17 protein-coding genes are annotated in these 18,692 nt (G+C 76.0%); 6 read left to right on the top strand and 11 right to left on the bottom strand.

Going from position 1 to position 18,692, the window contains the following annotated elements; all coding sequences use genetic code 11:
* Window positions 1–133 precede the first annotated feature (133 nt).
* The 4 genes from argF to FH609_RS09650 all read left to right on the top strand — a co-directional run bounded on the left by argF (window position 134) and on the right by FH609_RS09650 (window position 3,562).
* The gene (gene argF, locus FH609_RS09665) at window positions 134–1,132 is read left to right on the top strand and encodes an ornithine carbamoyltransferase (RefSeq protein ID WP_139666879.1); all 999 of its coding nucleotides are present in this window, start codon (window positions 134–136) and stop codon (window positions 1,130–1,132) included.
* A gap of 162 nt (window positions 1,133–1,294) precedes the next feature.
* Window positions 1,295–1,702: a YciI family protein gene (locus FH609_RS09660; protein ID WP_139667034.1), complete on the top strand. Its 408-nt coding sequence runs from the start codon at window positions 1,295–1,297 to the stop codon at window positions 1,700–1,702.
* A gap of 9 nt (window positions 1,703–1,711) precedes the next feature.
* A complete protein-coding gene (locus FH609_RS09655) occupies window positions 1,712–2,884 on the top strand; it encodes an RNA polymerase sigma factor (RefSeq protein WP_139666880.1) in 1,173 nt (390 codons plus the stop codon).
* A gap of 114 nt (window positions 2,885–2,998) precedes the next feature.
* On the top strand, window positions 2,999–3,562 hold the full coding sequence (locus tag FH609_RS09650) for a GNAT family N-acetyltransferase (RefSeq protein WP_226961527.1): 564 nt from the start codon (window positions 2,999–3,001) through the stop codon (window positions 3,560–3,562).
* A 38-nt stretch (window positions 3,563–3,600) separates the two neighbouring features.
* On the opposite strand, the gene FH609_RS09645 is transcribed toward FH609_RS09650, so the two are convergent.
* Window positions 3,601–3,783, bottom strand: a complete 183-nt coding sequence (locus tag FH609_RS09645; RefSeq protein ID WP_319789584.1) for a DUF5708 family protein — start codon at window positions 3,781–3,783, stop codon at window positions 3,601–3,603.
* A gap of 227 nt (window positions 3,784–4,010) precedes the next feature.
* Window positions 4,011–5,525, bottom strand: coding sequence for a ketol-acid reductoisomerase (locus tag FH609_RS09640; RefSeq protein ID WP_139666882.1), 1,515 nt, complete (start codon window positions 5,523–5,525; stop codon window positions 4,011–4,013).
* Between the two features lie 91 nt (window positions 5,526–5,616).
* On the opposite strand from FH609_RS09640, the gene ilvY reads away from it, so the two are divergent.
* Complete coding sequence (gene ilvY / locus FH609_RS09635; protein WP_139666883.1) at window positions 5,617–6,489, top strand: HTH-type transcriptional activator IlvY; 873 nt, start codon at window positions 5,617–5,619, stop codon at window positions 6,487–6,489.
* Here ilvY and FH609_RS09630 read toward each other — a convergent pair.
* On the bottom strand, window positions 6,473–6,880 hold the full coding sequence (locus FH609_RS09630) for a PPOX class F420-dependent oxidoreductase (RefSeq protein ID WP_139666884.1): 408 nt from the start codon (window positions 6,878–6,880) through the stop codon (window positions 6,473–6,475). The genes ilvY and FH609_RS09630 overlap by 17 nt on opposite strands.
* A 293-nt stretch (window positions 6,881–7,173) precedes the next feature.
* Here FH609_RS09630 and FH609_RS09625 point away from each other — a divergent pair, with 293 nt between their 5' ends.
* Window positions 7,174–7,938: an alpha/beta fold hydrolase gene (locus FH609_RS09625; RefSeq protein WP_226961526.1), complete on the top strand. Its 765-nt coding sequence runs from the start codon at window positions 7,174–7,176 to the stop codon at window positions 7,936–7,938.
* A 599-nt stretch (window positions 7,939–8,537) separates the two neighbouring features.
* On the opposite strand, the gene sigJ is transcribed toward FH609_RS09625, so the two are convergent.
* From sigJ to FH609_RS09585, 8 genes are all read right to left on the bottom strand, one after another.
* Window positions 8,538–9,425, bottom strand: a complete 888-nt coding sequence (gene sigJ, locus FH609_RS09620; RefSeq protein ID WP_226961556.1) for an RNA polymerase sigma factor SigJ — start codon at window positions 9,423–9,425, stop codon at window positions 8,538–8,540.
* 98 nt (window positions 9,426–9,523) lie between these two features.
* A complete protein-coding gene (locus FH609_RS09615) occupies window positions 9,524–10,321 on the bottom strand; it encodes an SDR family oxidoreductase (RefSeq protein ID WP_139666887.1) in 798 nt (265 codons plus the stop codon).
* A gap of 362 nt (window positions 10,322–10,683) precedes the next feature.
* Window positions 10,684–11,604 (bottom strand): homocysteine S-methyltransferase, encoded by a 921-nt coding sequence (gene mmuM, locus FH609_RS09610; RefSeq protein ID WP_139666888.1) that lies wholly within the window; start codon window positions 11,602–11,604, stop codon window positions 10,684–10,686.
* 14 nt (window positions 11,605–11,618) lie between these two features.
* A complete protein-coding gene (locus tag FH609_RS09605) occupies window positions 11,619–12,542 on the bottom strand; it encodes an LLM class F420-dependent oxidoreductase (protein WP_139666889.1) in 924 nt (307 codons plus the stop codon).
* Between the two features lie 64 nt (window positions 12,543–12,606).
* Window positions 12,607–13,353, bottom strand: a complete 747-nt coding sequence (locus tag FH609_RS09600) for a hypothetical protein (protein ID WP_139666890.1) — start codon at window positions 13,351–13,353, stop codon at window positions 12,607–12,609.
* Between the two features lie 61 nt (window positions 13,354–13,414).
* Window positions 13,415–14,590 carry a type VII secretion protein EccE gene (locus tag FH609_RS09595; RefSeq protein WP_139666891.1) on the bottom strand — a complete coding sequence of 392 codons (1,176 nt, stop codon included), beginning with the start codon at window positions 14,588–14,590 and terminating at the stop codon, window positions 13,415–13,417.
* Window positions 14,587–17,202, bottom strand: a complete 2,616-nt coding sequence (eccB, locus tag FH609_RS32100; RefSeq protein ID WP_264372758.1) for a type VII secretion protein EccB — start codon at window positions 17,200–17,202, stop codon at window positions 14,587–14,589. Before eccB ends, FH609_RS09595 begins: the two co-directional genes overlap by 4 nt.
* On the bottom strand, window positions 17,203–18,690 hold the full coding sequence (locus FH609_RS09585) for a S8 family serine peptidase (protein ID WP_139666892.1): 1,488 nt from the start codon (window positions 18,688–18,690) through the stop codon (window positions 17,203–17,205).
* Window positions 18,691–18,692: the final 2 nt, after the last annotated feature.

Raw genomic sequence — 18,692 nt, 5'->3', positions numbered from 1 at the left:
GGACCACCATTGCATAGACATGAGCGGATCTGTATATGATTGCAGCCGTCTCGGGGGTGCCGTGCCCCGTCGAGCCGCGCGCCGGCGAGGGGCGCGCGCGGAGTGAGCAGAGCAAGCAGATCGGAGCCCGCCCATGGGGACCGCACTCACCGGCCGCCACCTGCGCAGGGAGCTGGATCTCAGCCCGGCCGAGTTCCGTGAACTGGTCGCGCTGGCCGGCCGGTTGAAGGCCGAGCGGCGCGCCGGCGCCGAACGCCCGCTGCTGACCGGCAAGCACATCGCGCTGATCTTCGAGAAGAGTTCCACCAGGACCCGCTGCGCCTTCGAGGTGGCCGCCGCCGAGCAGGGCGCGCACACCACCTACCTGGACCCGGCCGGCTCGCACCTCGGCTACAAGGAGTCGACCAGGGACTCGGCGCGGGTGCTCGGCCGGATGTTCGACGCCATCGAGTACCGGGGGCACGCCCAGCGGACGGTGGACGAACTGGCCGAGCACGCGGGCGTGCCGGTCTACAACGGGCTGACCGACGAGTGGCACCCCACCCAGATGCTGGCCGACGTGCTCACCATGACCGAGCACTGCCCGAAGCCGCTGACCGAGCAGTCCTTCGCCTACCTCGGCGACGCCCGCAACAACATGGGCAACTCCTATCTCGTCACCGGCGCGCTGCTCGGCATGGACGTGCGGATCGTGGCGCCCGGAGAGCTGTGGCCGGAGGAGGCCGTGGTGGCGGAGGCCCGCCGGCTGGCCGGCGAGACGGGAGCGCGGATCACCCTGACCGAGTCCGTCTCCGAGGGGACGGCCGGGGTGGACTTCGTGGCCACCGACGTGTGGGTATCGCTGGGCGAGCCGGTGGAGACCTGGGAGGAGCGGATCGCGCTGCTGCGGCCCTACGCCGTCACCCGCGCGGTGATGGAGGGCACCGGCAACCCCGACACCCGCTTCCTGCACTGCCTGCCGGCCTTCCACGACCTGGGCACCGAGCTGGGCCGAACGCTGCACGCGCGGTACGGGCTCGACTCCCTGGAAGTGACCGACGAGGTCTTCGAGTCCGATACCTCCGTCGTCTTCGACCAGGCGGAGAACCGCCTGCACACCATCAAGGCGCTGCTGGTCGCCACCCTGTCCTGAGCGGCCCGCCCCGGGCCCGGATCGCCCCGAATCCCCGCCGCTCGACCAAGCGGGTCGAAAAAATCGAGAAAAGTGGGCCGACGATGTCGAGAACCCGCGACCCGCTCCGTCCCAGGGGTGAACGTGACCAGGACGGGTCACACCACCACCGAGGAGAACACGATGGCCAAGTACCTGCTGCTGAAGCACTACCGGGGTGCTCCCGCCGCCGTCAACGACGTGCCCATGGACCAGTGGACGCCCCAGGAGGTCTCGGCGCACATCCAGTACATGAACGACTTCGCCGCCCGGCTGGAGAAGACGGGCGAGTTCGTCGACGCCCAGGCGCTCGCGCCCGAGGGCCGGTTCGTCCGGTACGACGGCGAGGGCCGCCCGCCGGTCGTCGACGGTCCGTTCGCCGAGACCAAGGACCTCATCGCCGGCTGGATGGTGATCGACGTGGACAGCGAGGAGCGCGCCTTCGAACTCGCGGGCGAGCTGTCGGCCGCCCCCGGCGCGGGCGGGGAGCCGATCCACGAGTGGCTCGAGGTGCGCCCCTTCCTCACCGAGATGCCCACCGTCACGGAGTGAGGCGGACCGGTGAACGAGGCCCTGCTCCGAAGCCTCATACCGGGCGTGCTGGGTGTCCTCGTCCGTCGCGGAGTCGACTTCGCGGCGGCCGAGGACGCCGTGCAGGACGCGCTGGTGGAGGCGATCCGCGTCTGGCCCGATGACCCTCCGCGCGACCCCAGGGGCTGGCTGATCACCGTGGCCTGGCGTCGCCACCTCGACACCGTCCGGGCAGAGGCCGCCCGCCGCCGGCGTGAGGACCGCGTCGAGGAGGAGCCACCGCCCGGGCCCGCCCCCGGCGTCGACGACACGCTCCAGCTGTACTTCCTGTGCGCCCACCCGTCGTTGACGCCCTCGTCCGCCGTCGCGCTCACCCTGCGCGCCGTCGGCGGGCTCACCACCCGCCAGATCGCCCGGGCCTACCTGGTGCCCGAGGCGACCATGGCGCAGCGGATCAGCCGCGCCAAGCGCACCGTCTCCGGCGCGCGGCTCGACCGTCCCGGGGACGTCGGGACCGTGCTGCGCGTGCTCTACCTGGTGTTCAACGAGGGCTACTCCGGCGACGTGGACCTCGCCGCCGAGGCCATCCGGCTGACCCGGCGGCTCGCCGCCGGGATCGACCACCCCGAGGTGGCGGGGCTGCTCGCGCTGATGCTGCTGCACCACGCCCGGCGCGCCTCCCGCACCACGCCGAACGGCGAACTCGTGCCGCTCGCCGAGCAGGACCGCGAGCGGTGGGACACCGGGATGATCGCCGAGGGCATCGCGATCCTCCAGGCGGCCCTCGCCCGCGACCGGCTCGGCGAGTACCAGGCCCAGGCCGCCGTGGCGGCGCTGCACGCCGACGCGCGGACCGCCGAGGAGACCGACTGGCCGCAGATCGTCGAGTGGTACGACGAGTTGGTCCGCCTGACGGACAGCCCCGTGGTGCGGCTCAACCGGGCGGTGGCCGTCGGCGAGGCCGACGGGCCGCACGCGGGGCTGGCGGCCCTCGCGGAGCTGGGCGCCCCCGCTTCGACGTCCGCGAGCGGGAGGCACCCCGTCCCCCGCTACGCGGCGGTGGCGGCCCACCTCCACGAGCGCGCCGGCGACCTGGACACGGCGGCGCGGCTCTACGCCGAGGCGGCCGGCCACGCGCCCCACCTCGCCGAGCGCACCCACCTCACGCGCCAGGCCGCCCGGCTCAACAGCCGCGCCCGCTGACGGGCGGGCCCGCCGCTCCCCCGCCGGCCGGCGCCGGCAGCGCGCCCAGAGCCGCCGGATGGCCGCCGAAATCCGGTGGCCGGCGGGCGCGGCCGGCTGGTTGGATCGCCGGCCATGGACAACGACGTGCCCACCGACGGCGATCAACTCCCCCCGCTCACCGGCGAACTGGTCCGGCTGCGCCCCATGGAGGCGTCCGATGTCGAGAGCCTCTGGCGCTGGAACCGGGACCCCGAGGTGGTGCGCTGGCTCAACCACGAGCCGCCGCAGTCCCTCGCCAGCGCCGAGCGCCGCTTCGCCGAACGGCCGCGCAACAGCTTCGAGTCGAGCCTGCTGATGATCGAACGGCGGTCGGACGCCCGGCTGATCGGCGTCACCGCGCTCCGCGACGCCAGCCCGATCGACGGGCGGGCCGAACTCGACGTCTACCTGGGCGAGAAGGACTGCTGGGGCCAGGGCTACGGCTCCGACGCGGTGCGCGCCCTCTGCCGCTGGGGCTTCGACCGGCTGCGGCTGCACTCGATCGCGCTCTGGGTGGTCGTGGACAACGAACGGGCCGTCCACGCCTACGAGAAGGTGGGCTTCCGGCGGGACGGCCGCCATCGCGAGTGCTTCCGCGGCGACGGCCGCTGGCACGACATGTACCTGATGAGCGTGCTGGAGGGCGAACTGCGCTGAACCGCCCCCGGGACGACGGGGCGGGCGACGAAGTGTGCTCATGCTCGACGCCGCCCCAGCTCCAGGATCAGGGTCACCGCCAGCTGCGCGGCGCCCACCGCCGTCAACACCATCCCCACCTTGCTCAGCGTCACCACCGGCGTCTCCACCCCGTCGGTGAACACCCACAGCAGGACGCCGACCAGCGCCGTCGCCACCCCCTCCACCGTGTGCCTCGCCACTCGCGTCACTGGGAAACCCCTCCCACTCCGGTCCCGGCGGAACCCCCACCGCTATGCCCACCGTAGAGTCGTCGTGACGCACCGTCATCGTCCTGGGGCATGATCCCGCGCCGCCCACCTACATCCTTCTCCGCACCCCCGCCTACATCCTTCGACGGACGAGGCGGAGGGGACGGGCGCGACAGGAGGGACAGCCGGGGCAGGAGGGGCGGGCGCGGCGGGCCGGGTCAGCCGGCCGAGCCGTCCACCGAGATGTCCACCGTCGGGCGGAGCCGGGCCGCCGACGCCAGGGCCCGGTGCACCGGGTTCGCCAGAAACGCGGCCAACAGGCCGTCATCGGCCGGCCGTTGCACGGCCGGCAGCACGTTCTGCTGGCAGGCCGCCAGAAAGCGCGGGCCCCAGCGGCGGGCGCCCAGCCGCGCGGTGCGGGAGCAGTTGTCGACCATGAACGCCACATCCCGCGCGTGCATGTACGGCAGCAGCGAGTCCACCGCCTCGATCACCGACTCGTTGACGATCTCCGACCACGGATGGCCGCGCTCGGCGAACTCGTCCACCTGGGCGGTCATGGTGGCCACGAACACCCCCGCCGTCAGCGGGTCCACGGGCACCTCCCGCCGCGCCCTGCGGGCGTGGACCTCCGGCGCCGCCGCCCACATCGGGGAGGTGCCGACGGGGCTCATCGGCCGTTCCGCCAGCCGCCGTTCGGCGAGCAGCACGCCGCGCAGCTCGTTGCCCGCGGCCACCTCGTCGTAGATCTCGGCTACCAGGTCGCGGGCCGGCCGGTAGGCCGCCGAGTAGGCGCGGTCGAAGGTGTCGCGGCCCGCCTCGTCCAGCCCCTCGCGCACGCCGGCCAGGCCGGAGCGGGAGACGGTGCGGGCCAGCGGCCCGGTGACCACCTCGCAGGAGCGCTCGTACGCGGTCACGGGATCGTCGCCGCCCAGCCGGAAGTGCTGCCAGAGCGCCTCGACCAGGCCGTGCACCGCGCCCAGCAGGATGGCCCGTTCGCCGACGATGTCGGAGCGGTACTCGCTGTCCAGGGTGGTCCGAAAGGTGTAGGGCGAGCCCAGGGCGACCGACCAGCCCAGCGCGAGGTCGACCGCCCGCCCGTCGGGGTCGGCGTGCACGGCGAAGCTGCTGTTGATGCCGGCGCCCTCGGTGGTCTCGCCCTGCTCGTAGAGGCGGCGCACCGAGTTGCCCATGCCCTTGGGGCAGACCGCGATCACGGCGTGCCCGGCCGGCGGCGCGCCGCCCTCGGCCGCGAGGTGGGCGAGCAGGAACCCGTGCGAGAGGCCGATGGTGGCGCCGGGACGCAGCGCGCCGAGGATCTCCCGGTGGTGCTCGGCCAGCGCCGCGTCGGCGATCAGCAGCAGCACGAGGTCGCTGGCCGCGACGACGTCCAACAGCGCGCCCAGCGTGCCGTTTTCCTCCGTGAAGCCGTGCGCCCTGGCGTCGGCGGCCGAGGCGGAGCCGGGCCGCAGCCCGACGGTGACGGTGATGTCGGTGCCGGCGAGGGAGTCGCGGAGGTTCCTGGCCTGGGCGCGGCCCTGGGAGCCCCACCCGATGACGCCGATCCGGCGCACCCCGGCGAACGCGCGCGGCAGCAGCGGGAAGAGGTGGCGCCCGCCGCGCAGCACGGTCTCGTCGCCGCCGGGCATCGCCAGCGGCTCGGGCCGGAAGACGGCCGATGTGAAGGTGTTGGCGGGCGCGGGGGTTCCGGGCGGGGTAACGGCGTTGGTCATGGCTGGAGTTGTAGGCTGCCGGCCTGCGTTGCGGCAAGCGCAACTACCGCATCGGGGCGTTGCGTGAAACGAAAGGGCCAGGTGGTGACGGGTGTTGGACGACGAGCGGGCGCTGCGGCTGTTCCTCCATCTGGCGAACAGCCTCAACTTCGGCAGGACCAGCCTGGACTGCCATGTCTCCCCCGCCACGCTCACCCGCACCGTGCAGCGCCTGGAGGCGCGGGTCGGGCACCGGCTGCTGGACCGGGGCCCGCACGGGGTGGCACTGACGGCCGAGGGGCAACGGTTCCGTGACTATGCCCGGCGCGCGGTCGCGCTGTGGCACGACTACCGGAACGAGGACCCCGAGCCGGCCCATCTGACCGGCCGGTTGGCGCTGTTCGCCACGGTCACCGCCTGCCAGGCGCTGCTGCCCGGGCTGTTGGGGCCGTTCCGCGCCGCGCATCCGCGGGTCGCGCTCGACCTGCGGACCGGGGACGCGGCGGCGGCCCTCGCCCGGCTCGACGAGGGCGAGGTGGACGTGGCGGTGGCCGGCGTGCCGGCCCGGCTGCCCGGGGCGCTGGTCAGCCGCACCGTGGCCAGCACGGAGCTGGTCTTCGTCACGGCGCGGGACCGTCCCGACCCCGAGCTGCGCGGCCCGTTCGTGCTGCCGCAGCGCGGCCTCGTCCGCGAGGCCGCCGACCGGTGGTTCAGGGCGGCCGGGCGCGCCCCCGAGGTGACCGCCCAACCCGACGGCCACGAGGCGCTGTTGACGCTGGTGGCGCTCGGCTGCGGCACCGGCGTGGTGCCCCGGCTGGTGCTGGAGACCAGCACCACCGGGGAACGGCTGACCGTGGTGCCGGCCGAGCCGGCGCCGCCGCTGTTCCCGATCGGCCTGTGCGTGCGCCGGGCGGACCTGCGCCGGCCGCTGGTCGCCGCGCTGTGGGGCCTGACCGAGCCGGAGGCGGTCAGAGGCGGCCGGTGACCCTGGTCGGGGTGATCCGGACGACCAGCCGCTGCTCCTCCTGGTCCGCGGCCGGGTTGAACTCGGCGTAGGACTGGCCCGTGTACTTCCGGGACAGCTCGTCGATCACCTCGCGGTCCGCGTCGGGCGCGAGGGTGGCGGTGCCCCGGATCGCGGCGTAGGTGTAGGGGTTGTCGGCCGGGTTGACCATCACGGTCACGCGGGGGTCGCGGTCGATGTTCCTGGCCTGCTGGCGGCTGGCGGTGGTGGAGTAGAGCAGGTCCTCGCCGTCGCGCTTGATCCAGACCACGGTGAGGTGGGGCGATCCGTCCGGCTGGAGGGTCGCCACGGTCGCGAACACCTTGGTCTCGTCCAGGTATCGCTTCAGCTCGTCGGAGAGCGTCACTGCCATCTCGGCCGTCCTTCAGGGGGGTCGCATGTGCGGGGGATGTGCGGGTGGAACGGGGGCGCCCGAAACGCGTGCCCCGCGCCCTGGGGTGCCAACTCCCGTTGCCGGCTCCCTATTCCACACCACCGCGCGCCCGTATCCGCGCGGCGACGGGCGGCGCGCGCGTCGGGTTCCGCCGTGTGCGCCGTGCGCGCCGGCGCGCACGCCAGGTGCGTGCCTCAACGAGCATCCGGAGGACCGTGACGTTTCCGGAGACCTCGGGCGGACCGGCGAGGTCCATGGAACGATGGCTACCCGTGACCTCGACTTCACACCTCGCCCACGACGTGGCCGGCGACGGCCCCGCGCTGCTGCTGCTCCACTCGACGGTCTGCGACCGGCGGATGTGGGACCCGCAGTGGCGGATACTCGTCGACGCGGGCTTCCGCGTGGTGCGCTGTGACTTCCGTGGCCACGGTGACAGCCCGGCGGCCGACCGGCCCTACCGGGACGCCGAGGACGTGCGGGACCTGCTGAACGCCCTCGGCATCGACGAGACGGCCGTGGTCGGGGCCTGCTTCGGCGGCGGGGTGGCGCTGGAGGTCGCGGCCCGCTGGCCGGAACGCGTCACCGCGCTCGCGCTGCTCAACGCCGCTCCCCCGCTGACCGACCGGACGGCGGCACTCGCGGAGTTCGAGACCAGGGCGGCCGAGCTGATCGCCGCCGACGCGGTGGCGGAGGCCGTCGAGCTGAACGTGGCCACGTGGCTGGGCCCCGAGGCCGACGGCAACACCCGCGCGATGGTGCGGCTGATGCAACGCCACGCGCTGGACGTCCGGTTGGCGGCGGAGGAGTTCCCGCGCCCGCCGGCCGACCACCGGCTGACCGGCATCAAGGCCCGCGCCCTGGCCGTCTCCGGGCGGCACGACCTGCCGGACTTCCGGGCCACGGCCGTCGAACTGGCCCGCCTGTTGCCCCGGGCCCGCCACGAGGAGCTGCCCTGGGCCGGGCATCTGCCCAGCCTGGAACGGCCGGCGGAGGTGGCCCGGCTGCTGGTGTCGTTCCTCCACGAGGTGGCCTAGCCGGCCGGTACCGGGGGCCCCGGCCCGCAGTTGGCCTGGCCGGCCGCACCGGGGCCCCGGCCCGCAGACGGCCCGAGGGCCGGGGGCGGTACGGCGGTGGCCGAAGCCGGACCGGGGCCGCAGGGCTGGCCGGGCACGGGAGTTGGCGGCCGGGGGACGAGGGACCGAGAGGCCGTGGAGAACGGCGGTCCGTGGTGGGTCGACGGGCCTGGTGGAGCCGGGCAGCGGGCGGCCGGGGCGGAAGCGTGACGTCTCGGGCGGGGGCGGAAGTTCGTGAGGCCGGACGGGGATGCGCCACCGTGCCGGGGAAGCGGGCCCACGGGCGGCACCGGTGCGGGCAGCGGACGGGCGAGGCGTGGGGCGACGCACGACGGGTGTCGGGACCGACGGTCCCTGATCGAGGCTGCCGCCGCCGGCGGCAGCCTGCCGCCACGCACCGGGGCCCGTTCCGGAAGGGATGTGGCGGAGCCAAGGAGACGGCCCGGGGCCGCGAAAGCCCTTCCGCCGGCGGGCCGGCGTCGACCGCCAGGTCGGGGCCCGCTCGGCGGACCGTCCCGCCCCGGGCCGGCGACGCCGGCCCGGGAGCCGTGCCCCCGCGACTACTCCCGGTCGGGGAAGAGCCGGGAGCCGTCCCGTTCGAGGCGGACCACCGTGTTCAGCTTCTCGGGGTTGCGGACCACGTCGATGCTCGTGATCCGGCCCTCGTCCATGCCGAAGGAGACCACCGAGACGTCGCCCCCGTGCTCGTACACGACCAGCCCGGGCACGCCGTTGACCGTGGCGAGCCGCATCGTCAGTCCGCTCGCGCCGGAGAGGGCCAGCAGGATGCCCTTGGCGACCCGCATCGCGCCGTACTGGGTCCTGGCCGTGGTGGTGACCCGGCCGCCGCCGTCGCCGCGCCAGGCGACGTCGGGGTCGAGGAGTTCGACCAGTCCTGACAGGTCGCCCTGTTGGCAGGCGTCGGCGAACGCGGCGACCAGCGCGCGCTGTTGGGCCGGCGTCGGCGGGAACCTGGGCCGGCCGTCCGCGACATGGCGTCTGGCGCGGGAGGCCAGCTGTCGGACGGCGGCCGGCGTCCGGCCGACGATCTCGGCCACCTCGGCGAAGCTCACGCCGAAGACGTCGTGCAGCACGAAGGCGGTGCGCTCGGCCGGGCTGAGCTGTTCCAGCACCACCAGCAGGGCGAGGCTCACCGACTCGTCGAGGGTGACCTGTTCGGCCGGGTCGTCCTCCACGACCGGCTCCGGCAGCCAGGTCCCGACATAGCTCTCCCGGCGGGCCTTGGCGCTGCCCAGCGCGTCGAGGGCCAGCCGGCCCACCGTGGTGACCAACCAGCCGCGCAGATCGTGGATCTCGGTGCGGCCCAGCGTGCCGCGCAGCCTGATCCACGCCTCCTGGACGCAGTCCTCGGACTCGGCCAGGGAGCCGGTGGTGGTGTAGGCGACGCGCAGCAGCCGGGGCCGTTCGGCCTCGAACGCGCGGGCCATCGCCTCCAGCCGTTCGTCCAGCGGCAGCCCTTCGAGCCCCTCGCTCCCCGGGTCCTCCTCGGGCCAGGGCCCGTCGGCCTCCCGTCCGGTGTACTCGCTCATACCCTGACCCCCCTCAGCCACTCGGCGAACGCGGCGACGCCAACCACCGGCGCCTCGTGGCCCGTTGAACCTGTTGAATCTGCTGACCCCGTGGCGTCCGCAGCGTCGTCCCCGGTGGCCGCGCCGGCGCGCAGGGCCCGGCCCATCGCGCCGGGCAGCGGGACCGTCAACGGCAGCGCGCGGCTGCCGGTGGCCTCGCGCCAGGCGGCGGCCAGCCGGCGGAGGTCGGCGACCTCGGGTCCCACGACCGCCAGGCGTGCCCCGCGCGGGGTCAGTTCGGCCGCCTCCACGACGACCGGCGCCACCTCGGCGGCGGCCACCGGTCGGAGCGGAACGGCGGGCAGCGGCATCAGCCGCGTTCGGGCCAGCGCGGTGAAGCCGGCCACCAGCAGCTCGTGGAACTGGGTGGCCCGCACGATCGTCCAGGGCACCGGGCTGTTGGCGACGGTCAGCTCCTGCTCGGTCTTGGCGCGCGTATAGGCGCCGGGCAGTCGTTCCGCGCCGACGACCGACACCGCGACATGGTGGCGCACCCGGCACGCCACCTCGGCGGCCAACAGCAGGCGGGTGCCCTCGACGAGGGTCGCCCCGGGCCGCCGCGAGGGGTCGTTGGCGGCGTCGACCACCACGTCCACCCCGTCGAGCGCGTCAGCCAGCCCCCGGCCGGTACGCAGGTCCACCGGGTACTCGGGCGAGCGGCGGCTGAGGACCCGCACCTGGTGCCCGCGCACCCGTGCCTCCTCGACCACCAGCCGCCCGAGGGTGCCCGTTCCTCCCACAATGGCGATTCTCATGCCTCAACAGACGACGCAGCCCGGGGGATTGTGACATCGCGGGTGGGAACGGGGTGCCCGGGCGGCCCGGGTCCGCGCGCGTGGCGGTGCGGGGAGGCGAAGCCAGCGCGCGGACGAGGGCTCGGTCGCGGCCCCACGCCCTGCACTGCGGGGGCCACCACCGCCGGTAAACGATTCTCGCCGAGCGCCGGCGGCGGGTGACGGTATTCGGTCAGCGCTGCGACCCTCAGCAGCGCGACAACTACCGACGGTGAGGCTCAACGATGGGGTTTTGCGGGTGGGAAGGCGGCGAGGGGAAGTCGGCCAGAACTCATGGGTGCCGGCCGGGAGTTCGACGCCGTTCGACGGCGCGTCCGCGCCGGTCAGTCGGCGAGGGCCGCGCCCAGGGCGGCGATGGTGTCGGGGCCCACCCGGCAGCAGCCGCCGATGAGTTGGGCGCCGGCGGCCCGCCAGGCACGCGCCAGCTCCGGCCGGAGGGTGACGGGCCCGCGCCAGCCGCCGGCCGCCCAGCGTTCCCCGGCGTTCGGGTAGGCGACGGCCGGGCGGCCGGTGGTCGCGGTGGCCAACGCGACGGCGTCGGCGACCTCCTCCGGCCGGCAGCAGTTGACGCCGACCGCCACCACCGAGGGCTCGTCGGCGGCCAGCGCGAACGCCTCGGCCAGCGGCTGGCCGGCGCGGGTGCGGCCGCCGGCGGCGGTGTAGGAGAGCCAGACCGGCACCCCGGCGTCGCGCACCACCGTCAGCAGCGCCTCGGCCTCCACCGTGTCCGGCACGGTCTCCAGGGCCAGCAGGTCGGGGTCGGCGTCCAGCAGGGCCGCCACCCTCGGGGCGTGAAACCGCGCCAACTCGGCCACGGACAGGCCGTAGTTGCCCCGGTACTCGCCGCCGTCACCCCGCACCGCGCCATAGGGCCCGACCGAGGCGGCCACCAGCGCGGGCCGCCCCGCGCGCGCCCCGGCCGCGCGGGCCAGCCGGACGCTGTCGCCGAAGAGCCGGGCCGCCGCCCGCCGGCCCAGGCCGCGCCGCGCGAAGCCCTCGAACGACGCCTGGTAGCTGGCGGTGAGCAACACCTGGGCGCCGGCGGCCAGATAGGCTGCGTGCGCGGCAACGAGGTGTTCGGGCGCGTCAACCAGCAGCCGCGCCGTCCACAGCCGGTCGGTCGGCTCGCCGGACAGGCCGTCCTCGGACAGGTCGACGCCCTGGGCGGCGAGCTGGTTCGACAGCCCGCCGTCCAGCAGCAGCGGCGGCCCGCCGGGGGTGAGGGCGGCCGCGAGGTCGGGCATCGTCAACCGCCCCGTCAGTCCAGCTGGGTGGCGACGTCCTCGGCGATCACCGCGAGGTGGTCGAGGTCGTCCAGGTCCAGGATCTGGAGGTAGACCCGCTGGCAGCCGGCCTCCCGGTAGGCGGCGATCTTCTCGACCACCTCGCCCGGCGTACCGGCCAGCCCGTTCTCGCGCAACTCGGAGACCTCGCGGCCGATGGCCTCGGCCCGGCGCGCGACCTCCGCCTCGGTCCGGCCGACACAGGCCACCAGGGCGTTGGAGTAGACGAGTTCGTCGGGGTTACGGCCGGCCTCCTTGGCCGCGTCGCGGACCCGGCCGAACTGCTCGGCGCTGTCGGCCGCCGAGCCGAACGGGATGTTGAACTCGTCGGCGTAGCGGGCCGCCAGCCGGGGCGTGCGGGTCTTGCCCATGCCGCCGATCAGCACCGGCACCTTCGCCTGCGCGGGCTTGGGCAGCGCGGGCGAGTCGGTGAGCTGGTAGTGGGCGCCGTCGAAGGAGAACGTCTCGCCGACCGGCGTCTCCCACAGCCCGGTGACGATGGCGAGCTGCTCCTCCAGGCGGGGGAACTTCTCCTTGGGGAACGGGATGCCGTAGGCGGCGTGCTCCTCCGCGAACCAGCCGGCGCCCAGGCCGAGTTCGACGCGGCCGCCGGACATCGCGTCGACCTGGGCCACCTGGATGGCCAGCACGCCCGGCAGCCGGAAGGTGCCGGCGGTCATCAGGGTGCCCAGCCGGATGCGGCTGGTCTCCCTGGCGAGGCCGGCGAGGGTGATCCAGGCGTCGGTCGGGCCGGGCAGCGGGTCGCCGTCGCCCATCCGCAGATAGTGGTCGGAGCGGAAGAAGGCGTCGAAGCCGAGCTGCTCGGTGGCCTGGGCCACGGCCAGCAGCGTCTGGTAGCTGGCGCCCTGCTGCGGTTCGGTGAAGATACGAAGATCCATGGGGACCATTCTGCGCCCGCCTCGCGCCCCCGGGGCTCACCGCCCCGTCGCCGGCGGCCGGCCGCTACCCGCCGGCGGGCCGCTGCCGGCGCCCGGGCGTGAGCAGCGCGTTCTCGCCCGGCGAGAGGTCCAGCCGCACGGTCTCGGCCCGGCCGTCGCGGAACACCGCGATCTCGCCGCCCCGGAGCGCCGCGACGAACGCCCCGGCGCCCGGGCCCAGCAGCCGCTCGGCGACCTCCGCGTACTGGCCGTCCAGGACCACCACGGTCCGGGCGGCGGCCCAGAAAGCGGAGCGGCGCGGCGGGTTGCGGGCGACATGGACCACGGTGCGCCAGGGGCCGTCGGCCAACGAGGCGGAGGGCGGGCGGCGCAGGTCACAGACGAGGGCCTGCGGCCCGTCGCCGGCGGACGGCGCGGAGGGCCGGCGCTCGGGCCAGCGGCCGACGCCGTCCCCGACGGTCAGCCGGTCCCCGGCGGCCAGCGTCAGCCCGCGCCACTTGTCGGGCACGCGGGTGGCGGCGGTGACCCGGGCGCCGACGCCCAGCAGCCGCAGGGCGAAGAGCCGCCCGAAGAGCGACTCACCCAGCACGCCGAGGCCGGCGCCCTCGGGCGAGGGCGCCGGCAGGGTCACGGGCTGCCCGGCCGTCCCGGTGCCCAGGTGCACGCCGGCGCCCACCGGGGTCAACGTCAGCACGCGGGCGGCGGCGGCCTCGGCCGGCCGCCAGTGGGCGGCCGGGAGCCGCCCCAACTCGGGGATCACGCGCGGGGTGTGACGGGCGGCGGGAACGGGGGGCGGGTGCGGGGTGGTCACGGTGCTCCTCGGAAGGGTCGTCGGGCCGGCGGCCCCGGGGGTGCGGGTCATCGGGGTGCGGTCATCGGGCGGCGCCCGGCCCGGAGTTCAGGGCGGCGACCGGCGCGGAGTCCAGGCCGGGGGCCAGTGCCGCGTTCAGGGCTGCGGCCTCGGTCAGCGGGCCGGGTGGGCAGGCCACGGGCAGGGTCGCGAGGAGGGCGGTGTAGGGGTCGGGAGGTTCCGCGTCGAGGACGCCGGCCGAGGTGAGGCGGTCGCGTTCGGCGGTGGCGACATGCGGCAGGGCGCTCACCAGCCGGACCGCTACCCGGACCGCGACGCCGGCGGGCTCGGCGGTGACCGTCGCGCAGGCCAGCGCGCGGTCGGCGGCGGAGCCGCTGAGCGTGGCCAGCAGCCGGGTCCAGGCCGACTGGTCGTTGACGGTCGCCGTGGCCAGGCAGTGGGTGGCGCTCTCTCCCGACCAGAGCCCGGGCCGTGGCCGGCCCCGGCCGTCGGGGTCGCCGGACTCCCGCAGCAGCGCGGCGAGTTCGGCCGCGCCGAGCGGCGCGCTCGGCACGCCCTGCGCCGCCAGGCGGGCGCGCAGGCGCGCGGTGGCGGCGGCCACGGCCGCGCGTGCGCCGGCCTCGGCGCCACCGCGCCGGCGCGCGGCCGCCGGCGCTGCGAGCGGCTCGAAGCGCACCAGCAGCACGGTGCGCAGCGCCGTCGGGCCGCCGCCGGTGGGGAGTTGGCGGTAGGCGATGGTGGGCTGGTAGCGGCTCAGGGTGTCCCAGGGCGGGGGCGCGAACCGTTCGACGAGCAGCTGGGCGGCGGCCGGCTCCGCCGGGTCGCCGGCGAGGAAGTCGCCGAGCAGCCCGGCCGGGAGCGCCGGCAGCGCGCCGGAGGGCAGCGCCAGCGCCGCGGCGTGGCCGCGCCCGTCGGCGAGCACGCCGAGCGGCGGGCCGTTGCGGTCGGCGACCTCGACGACGTCCAACGCCGGCAGCACGGTGTGGGCCAGGCCCAACGGGTCGGCGGGCGGCGGCGGTTCGGCCGCCGAGGCCAGGGCGCCCCGGCGCAGCGCGGCCAACACCCACCGGTCGGCCCAGCCGCCGCCGACGCGGAGCAGCGCCCCGGCGGCCAACGCGACGCCCCCGCCGGCCAACGCGTACCCCCACGGGCTGGCGATGGCCACGCCCGTGGCCACGCAGCCGGCCGCCGCCTGAACGGCGACGGCACGCCCCCGCCACGGTTGACGTTCCCTCATGCGCGCGGTCCCTCCATCTTCCGAACGAGCCCTGCGCGGACGGTGCACGCGAACGCCTCGCCGGCAGGGCCGACTTCGGCGACGGGGGCGGCCTCGGTCGCCGGTCCGGCGACGACGCCTGCGCCGGGTGGCCGACCATGGGCGGCGGCGCCGCCAGATACGGCGGCGCCGGCCGAGGCCGGGCCGGGGAACGGCGCACCGGCGGCAGCCCCTTCACCGAGAACGCCGAGGCTGCCAGAGACGGCGGCAGCACCGGCGCGGGCCAGGCCTGGCGGCCACGCGGCACCGGCACCCGTCCGCGATCCGCCGTCGCCGGACACCTCAGCGCCGGGCGAGGTGCCTTCGCCGGGTGCCGCCGCTGCGGCGACGCCGCCGCAGGAGGCGCCGCCGTCGGCCCGTCCGCCGTGGACGCCCGCGAACCCACGCCCGCCGGACGCGACTTCGCCGGCCGCACTATCACAGGCTGCCACCACCCCCGCCCCCGGCACACCAGCGGCACCATCGCCGACCAACACCTCAGCGCCGGAAGCCACTTCGCCGGAGACAGCTGACCCCACCGCGCCGGTGCCGCCCACCGGCCCAAGCCCGGGGACAGCCCCCGCCCCCAACGCGCCGCCGCCGAACACCTCACCGCCGGGTGCCGTCGCCCCGGCGACGTCGCCGGAGCGGGCGTCGCCGTCGGCCCGTCCGCCGAGGACACCCGCGAACCCACGCCCGCCGAACCCGACTTCGCCGGTCGCACGATCACGAACTTGCGCCACGCCAGCAACACCCTCGCCAAACACCGCAGCGCCGGAAGCGACTTCGCCGGACGGCCCGAGGCCGGCAACGACGTCCACCCCACCGCCGAAGGCGAACCGGCCGGCGACAACGCCCTCGCCAAACGACTCAGCACCGAAGGCCGCCCCGCCGGACGCGGCGCCCTCACCACCACCCCACCCCGGCGCAAGGCCAGCAACACCGTCCACCCCACCGCCGGAGGCAAACCCACCGGAGGCAACACCACCCACCGGCCCGAAGCCGGCAACCAGGCCCAACCCCAACACACCATCGCCGTCCACCCCACCGCCGGAGGCAACCCCGCCCAACCCCAACGCACCGCCGCCATCCACCCCACCGCCGGAGGCAACACCACCCACCGGCCCCAAGCCGGCAACGACGCCCAACCCCAACGCACCGCCGCCATCCACCCCACCGCCGGAGGCCACCCCGCCGGAGGCACCCCGTTGTTCTCTCGCCGCGGCCTGGGGGTCGAGGACGGGACCCGTCGGCAGGAGGCCGACATAGCTCTGGGGGACGGACGGCGCGTCGTCCGGCCGGTAGCCGAGCCGTTCCACCGCGTCGGGCGACGCGAACGGATACGCCGTTCCGCTGTCCGTGACCAGCGTGAACGTGCCGCCGGTCCCGGCCGACGTCGTGGCGCGCACCACGGCCCCTGAGCCCGGCGGCAGCCACACCGCGTCGAGGAGGCCGAGCCGTTCGCCGTCGGCGCTGGTCACCGGCGTGAGGTCGGCGGGTTCCGGCAGCGCGTCGGGGAGGTGGACCACGGCCTGCCAGGGCGCGTCGCCGGGTTGGCCGCCGGGCGGGGTGGAGACGCAGACCGGCTGGTCGCGGCCCGGTTCCTCGGCGCGCGGCAGGGCGTCGGGCCAGGCCCGGTCGCCGGGCGCCGGCTCGTCGGCGCGGGGGGCGCGGGCCGCGTCGGTGAGGCTGATCGCGTGGTCGGCGCCGGCCTCCGCGCTGAGCAGGGTGTGCAGCAGCGGCGAGACCGTGACCAGCCCCTCGGGCCGCACGAGGTAGAACTGCCGGGCCGCGCCGCCGGATTCGGTGTGCGCGAGGTCGCCGACGAGGGCGTCGAACGGCAGCGGCACGGACGGGGGTTGACCGGCGCCGGCGCCCGGTTCGGGTATCTCGACGGCCGGGCCCTCGGGCACGGTGGCGATGATCTGGCGCGGCAGCGGGACGGCGTTGACCTGCTGGAGCCCCAGCAGGTCGCGGATGCCGGGCGCGAGGGCGAAGCGGCGGCCCTCGGCCAGCAGCCACAGTTCGCCGCCCTCGCCCTCGACGAGCACGGTCGCCCCGCCCTCGGTCTCCGGCTCGGCGGCAACGCCGGGCACCGCGAGGTAGAGCGCGGTATGGGTGGGCGGGCCGCCGGTCTCGGCGGGGATGGCGCACAACGTCCAGTCGTCCTCGGTGAGTTCGTCGGCGTCGGGCAGCGCGTCGGGGGCGCCGGGGATGCCGACGGGCAGGCCGCGCGGCGCCTCGTCGAGGGTGGACTGCCGGACCTCGGTGAGGTCGCCGCCGGCGACCAGCAGCGCGGAGGCGAGGTTGAGCGCGGGGTGCACCACCCCGTCGTTGACCACATAGCGGTCGCCGCCGTCGCCGACGACGACGGCGCCGTTGTCGGGCAGGTCGGGGCCCCGGCCGCCGCCGAGCCAGCCGGCGATGCCGAAGCCGGCCATGATCAGGACGCCGAAGGCGACGCCGCCGCCGAGCGCCCGGTTGAGGCGGCGGCGCGGGTCCTGGCGCGCCTCGTCGGCGCCCCGGATCAGGGTGGTGGTGCGGCGGCGGTTCTCGTAGGCGTAGGCGTCGGCCTGTTCGCGTGTGGTGGCCATCTATCGGGTCCGGTTCCGGGCGTGGGGACGGGCGGGAGGGCGGGCAGGGGAACGGGCGGCGGTGGAACGGTCGTTGGCGTCGGGCGTGCCGCGCAGCCAGTCGAGGGGTGGCGGGGGCGGGGCGGGTTCCCGGGCGGCGGGGGCGCGTTCCTCGGGGGTCGGGCCGGCGTGCCAGCCACGGCGCGCGGCGCGGCGCACGGCGGGCGCGCCCAGCAGGCCGAGGGCGACGGCCAGCAGCAGCCCGCCGGTCCAGCCAAGCGCTGTGGCGGCGGTGGGGCTGAGCAGCGGCCGGTCCTCGGGGATGGGGCGCACCGGGATGTGCCCGGGGCGCGCGGCGGCCTCGCCCTGGTCCCCGGTGGCGCCGTCCGTGGCGCCGTCGCCCGCGCCGTCGAGGTGGGTCAGCGCGGCGAACGGGTCGACGATCCCGGCGCCGGTGCGTTCGCCCCGGCCGCCGCCGACCGGGTTGGCGGACTCGGTGAGCCGGTCGGCCAGTTGGGCCGCTGTCAGGTCGGGGAAGCGGGAGAGAACCAGCGCGGCGGCGCCGGAGACCTGGGCGGTGGCGAAGCTGGTGCCGGCCTCGACGCGGTAGCCGCCGCCGGGCGCGGCCACGGCCAGCTCCTGGCCGTAGCCGGCGAGGTCCACCCAGTCGCCGGCGTTGGAGGTCTCCAGGGGCTGCCCGTCCTCGCCGACGGCGCCGACCGTCAACACCCCCTCGTAGGCGGCCGGATACATCGGTACGGCGTCCCCTTCCCCGTCCCCTTCCCCGTTCCCGGCGCCGTCGCCGTTCCCGCCCTCGTTGCCCTCGTTGCCCTCGTTGCCGGCTGCGGCCACCACCAGCACGCCGGCGTCCACCGCGCGGGCCACGGCGGCGCGCAGCGGCTCGGCGTCGACGGGGTAGGCGAAGGAGAGGTTGAGGATGTCGACGTCGGCGGCGACCGCGTCGTCGACGGCGGCGGCCAGGGTGTTGGGGGTGGCGCGGTCCACGCCGTCGGCGATCCGGACGGGGTAGACGACCGAGCCGGGCGCGACGCCGGCCATCCGGTCGCCCTCGGCGCGGTTCGCCGCGATCATGCCGGCGACGGCGGTGCCGTGCCCGGGGCAGTCGCGCTGCCGCTCGGGGGTGGTGCGGACGAACTCCCGCTCCTCGGGGACGACGGTGAACTCGCTGCCGCGCGCCACCGCGCCGGCCAGGTCGGGGTGTTCGCGGTCCACGCCGGAGTCCAGCACGGCGACGGTGACGCCCTCGCCGGTGGCCAGGTCCCACGCCTGCCGCAGCCCGAGCTGTTCGATCAGCGGGTAGGGGCCGGCGTTCTCGGGGAGTTCCTCGCCGGTGGCCTGCTGGGAGCAGTCCTGGGCGGCGGCCTCGGGCAGGGCGCCGGGCAGCGGGGTGGCCAGGGTCAGGCCGAGGGCGAGCAGCGGCGGCCAGAGCAGGCGGCGGCGAAGCCCGGTGCTGACCCCGGTGCTGACCGCGGTGCGGGGGGTGGCCATCG

It is taken from the genome of Streptomyces sp. 3MP-14 (assembly GCF_006334905.2).
Taxonomy (GTDB): domain Bacteria; phylum Actinomycetota; class Actinomycetes; order Streptomycetales; family Streptomycetaceae; genus Streptomyces; species Streptomyces triticirhizae.
This window is presented reverse-complemented; position numbering and strand designations above follow the sequence as displayed.

What these genes read in the sequence shown, in the direction of transcription:
- argF (WP_139666879.1), top strand. Translation starts at nt 134, where the DNA reads ATGGGGACCGCACTCACCGGCCGCCACCTGCGCAGGGAGCTGGATCTC.
- FH609_RS09660 (WP_139667034.1), top strand. Translation starts at nt 1,295, where the DNA reads ATGGCCAAGTACCTGCTGCTGAAGCACTACCGGGGTGCTCCCGCCGCC.
- FH609_RS09650 (WP_226961527.1), top strand. Translation starts at nt 2,999, where the DNA reads ATGGACAACGACGTGCCCACCGACGGCGATCAACTCCCCCCGCTCACC.
- FH609_RS09640 (WP_139666882.1), bottom strand. Translation starts at nt 5,525, where the DNA reads ATGACCAACGCCGTTACCCCGCCCGGAACCCCCGCGCCCGCCAACACC.
- FH609_RS09630 (WP_139666884.1), bottom strand. Translation starts at nt 6,880, where the DNA reads ATGGCAGTGACGCTCTCCGACGAGCTGAAGCGATACCTGGACGAGACC.
- sigJ (WP_226961556.1), bottom strand. Translation starts at nt 9,425, where the DNA reads ATGGCCCGCGCGTTCGAGGCCGAACGGCCCCGGCTGCTGCGCGTCGCC.
- FH609_RS09615 (WP_139666887.1), bottom strand. Translation starts at nt 10,321, where the DNA reads ATGAGAATCGCCATTGTGGGAGGAACGGGCACCCTCGGGCGGCTGGTG.
- mmuM (WP_139666888.1), bottom strand. Translation starts at nt 11,604, where the DNA reads ATGCCCGACCTCGCGGCCGCCCTCACCCCCGGCGGGCCGCCGCTGCTG.
- FH609_RS09605 (WP_139666889.1), bottom strand. Translation starts at nt 12,542, where the DNA reads ATGGATCTTCGTATCTTCACCGAACCGCAGCAGGGCGCCAGCTACCAG.
- FH609_RS09595 (WP_139666891.1), bottom strand. Translation starts at nt 14,590, where the DNA reads ATGAGGGAACGTCAACCGTGGCGGGGGCGTGCCGTCGCCGTTCAGGCG.
- eccB (WP_264372758.1), bottom strand. Translation starts at nt 17,202, where the DNA reads ATGGCCACCACACGCGAACAGGCCGACGCCTACGCCTACGAGAACCGC.
- FH609_RS09585 (WP_139666892.1), bottom strand. Translation starts at nt 18,690, where the DNA reads ATGGCCACCCCCCGCACCGCGGTCAGCACCGGGGTCAGCACCGGGCTT.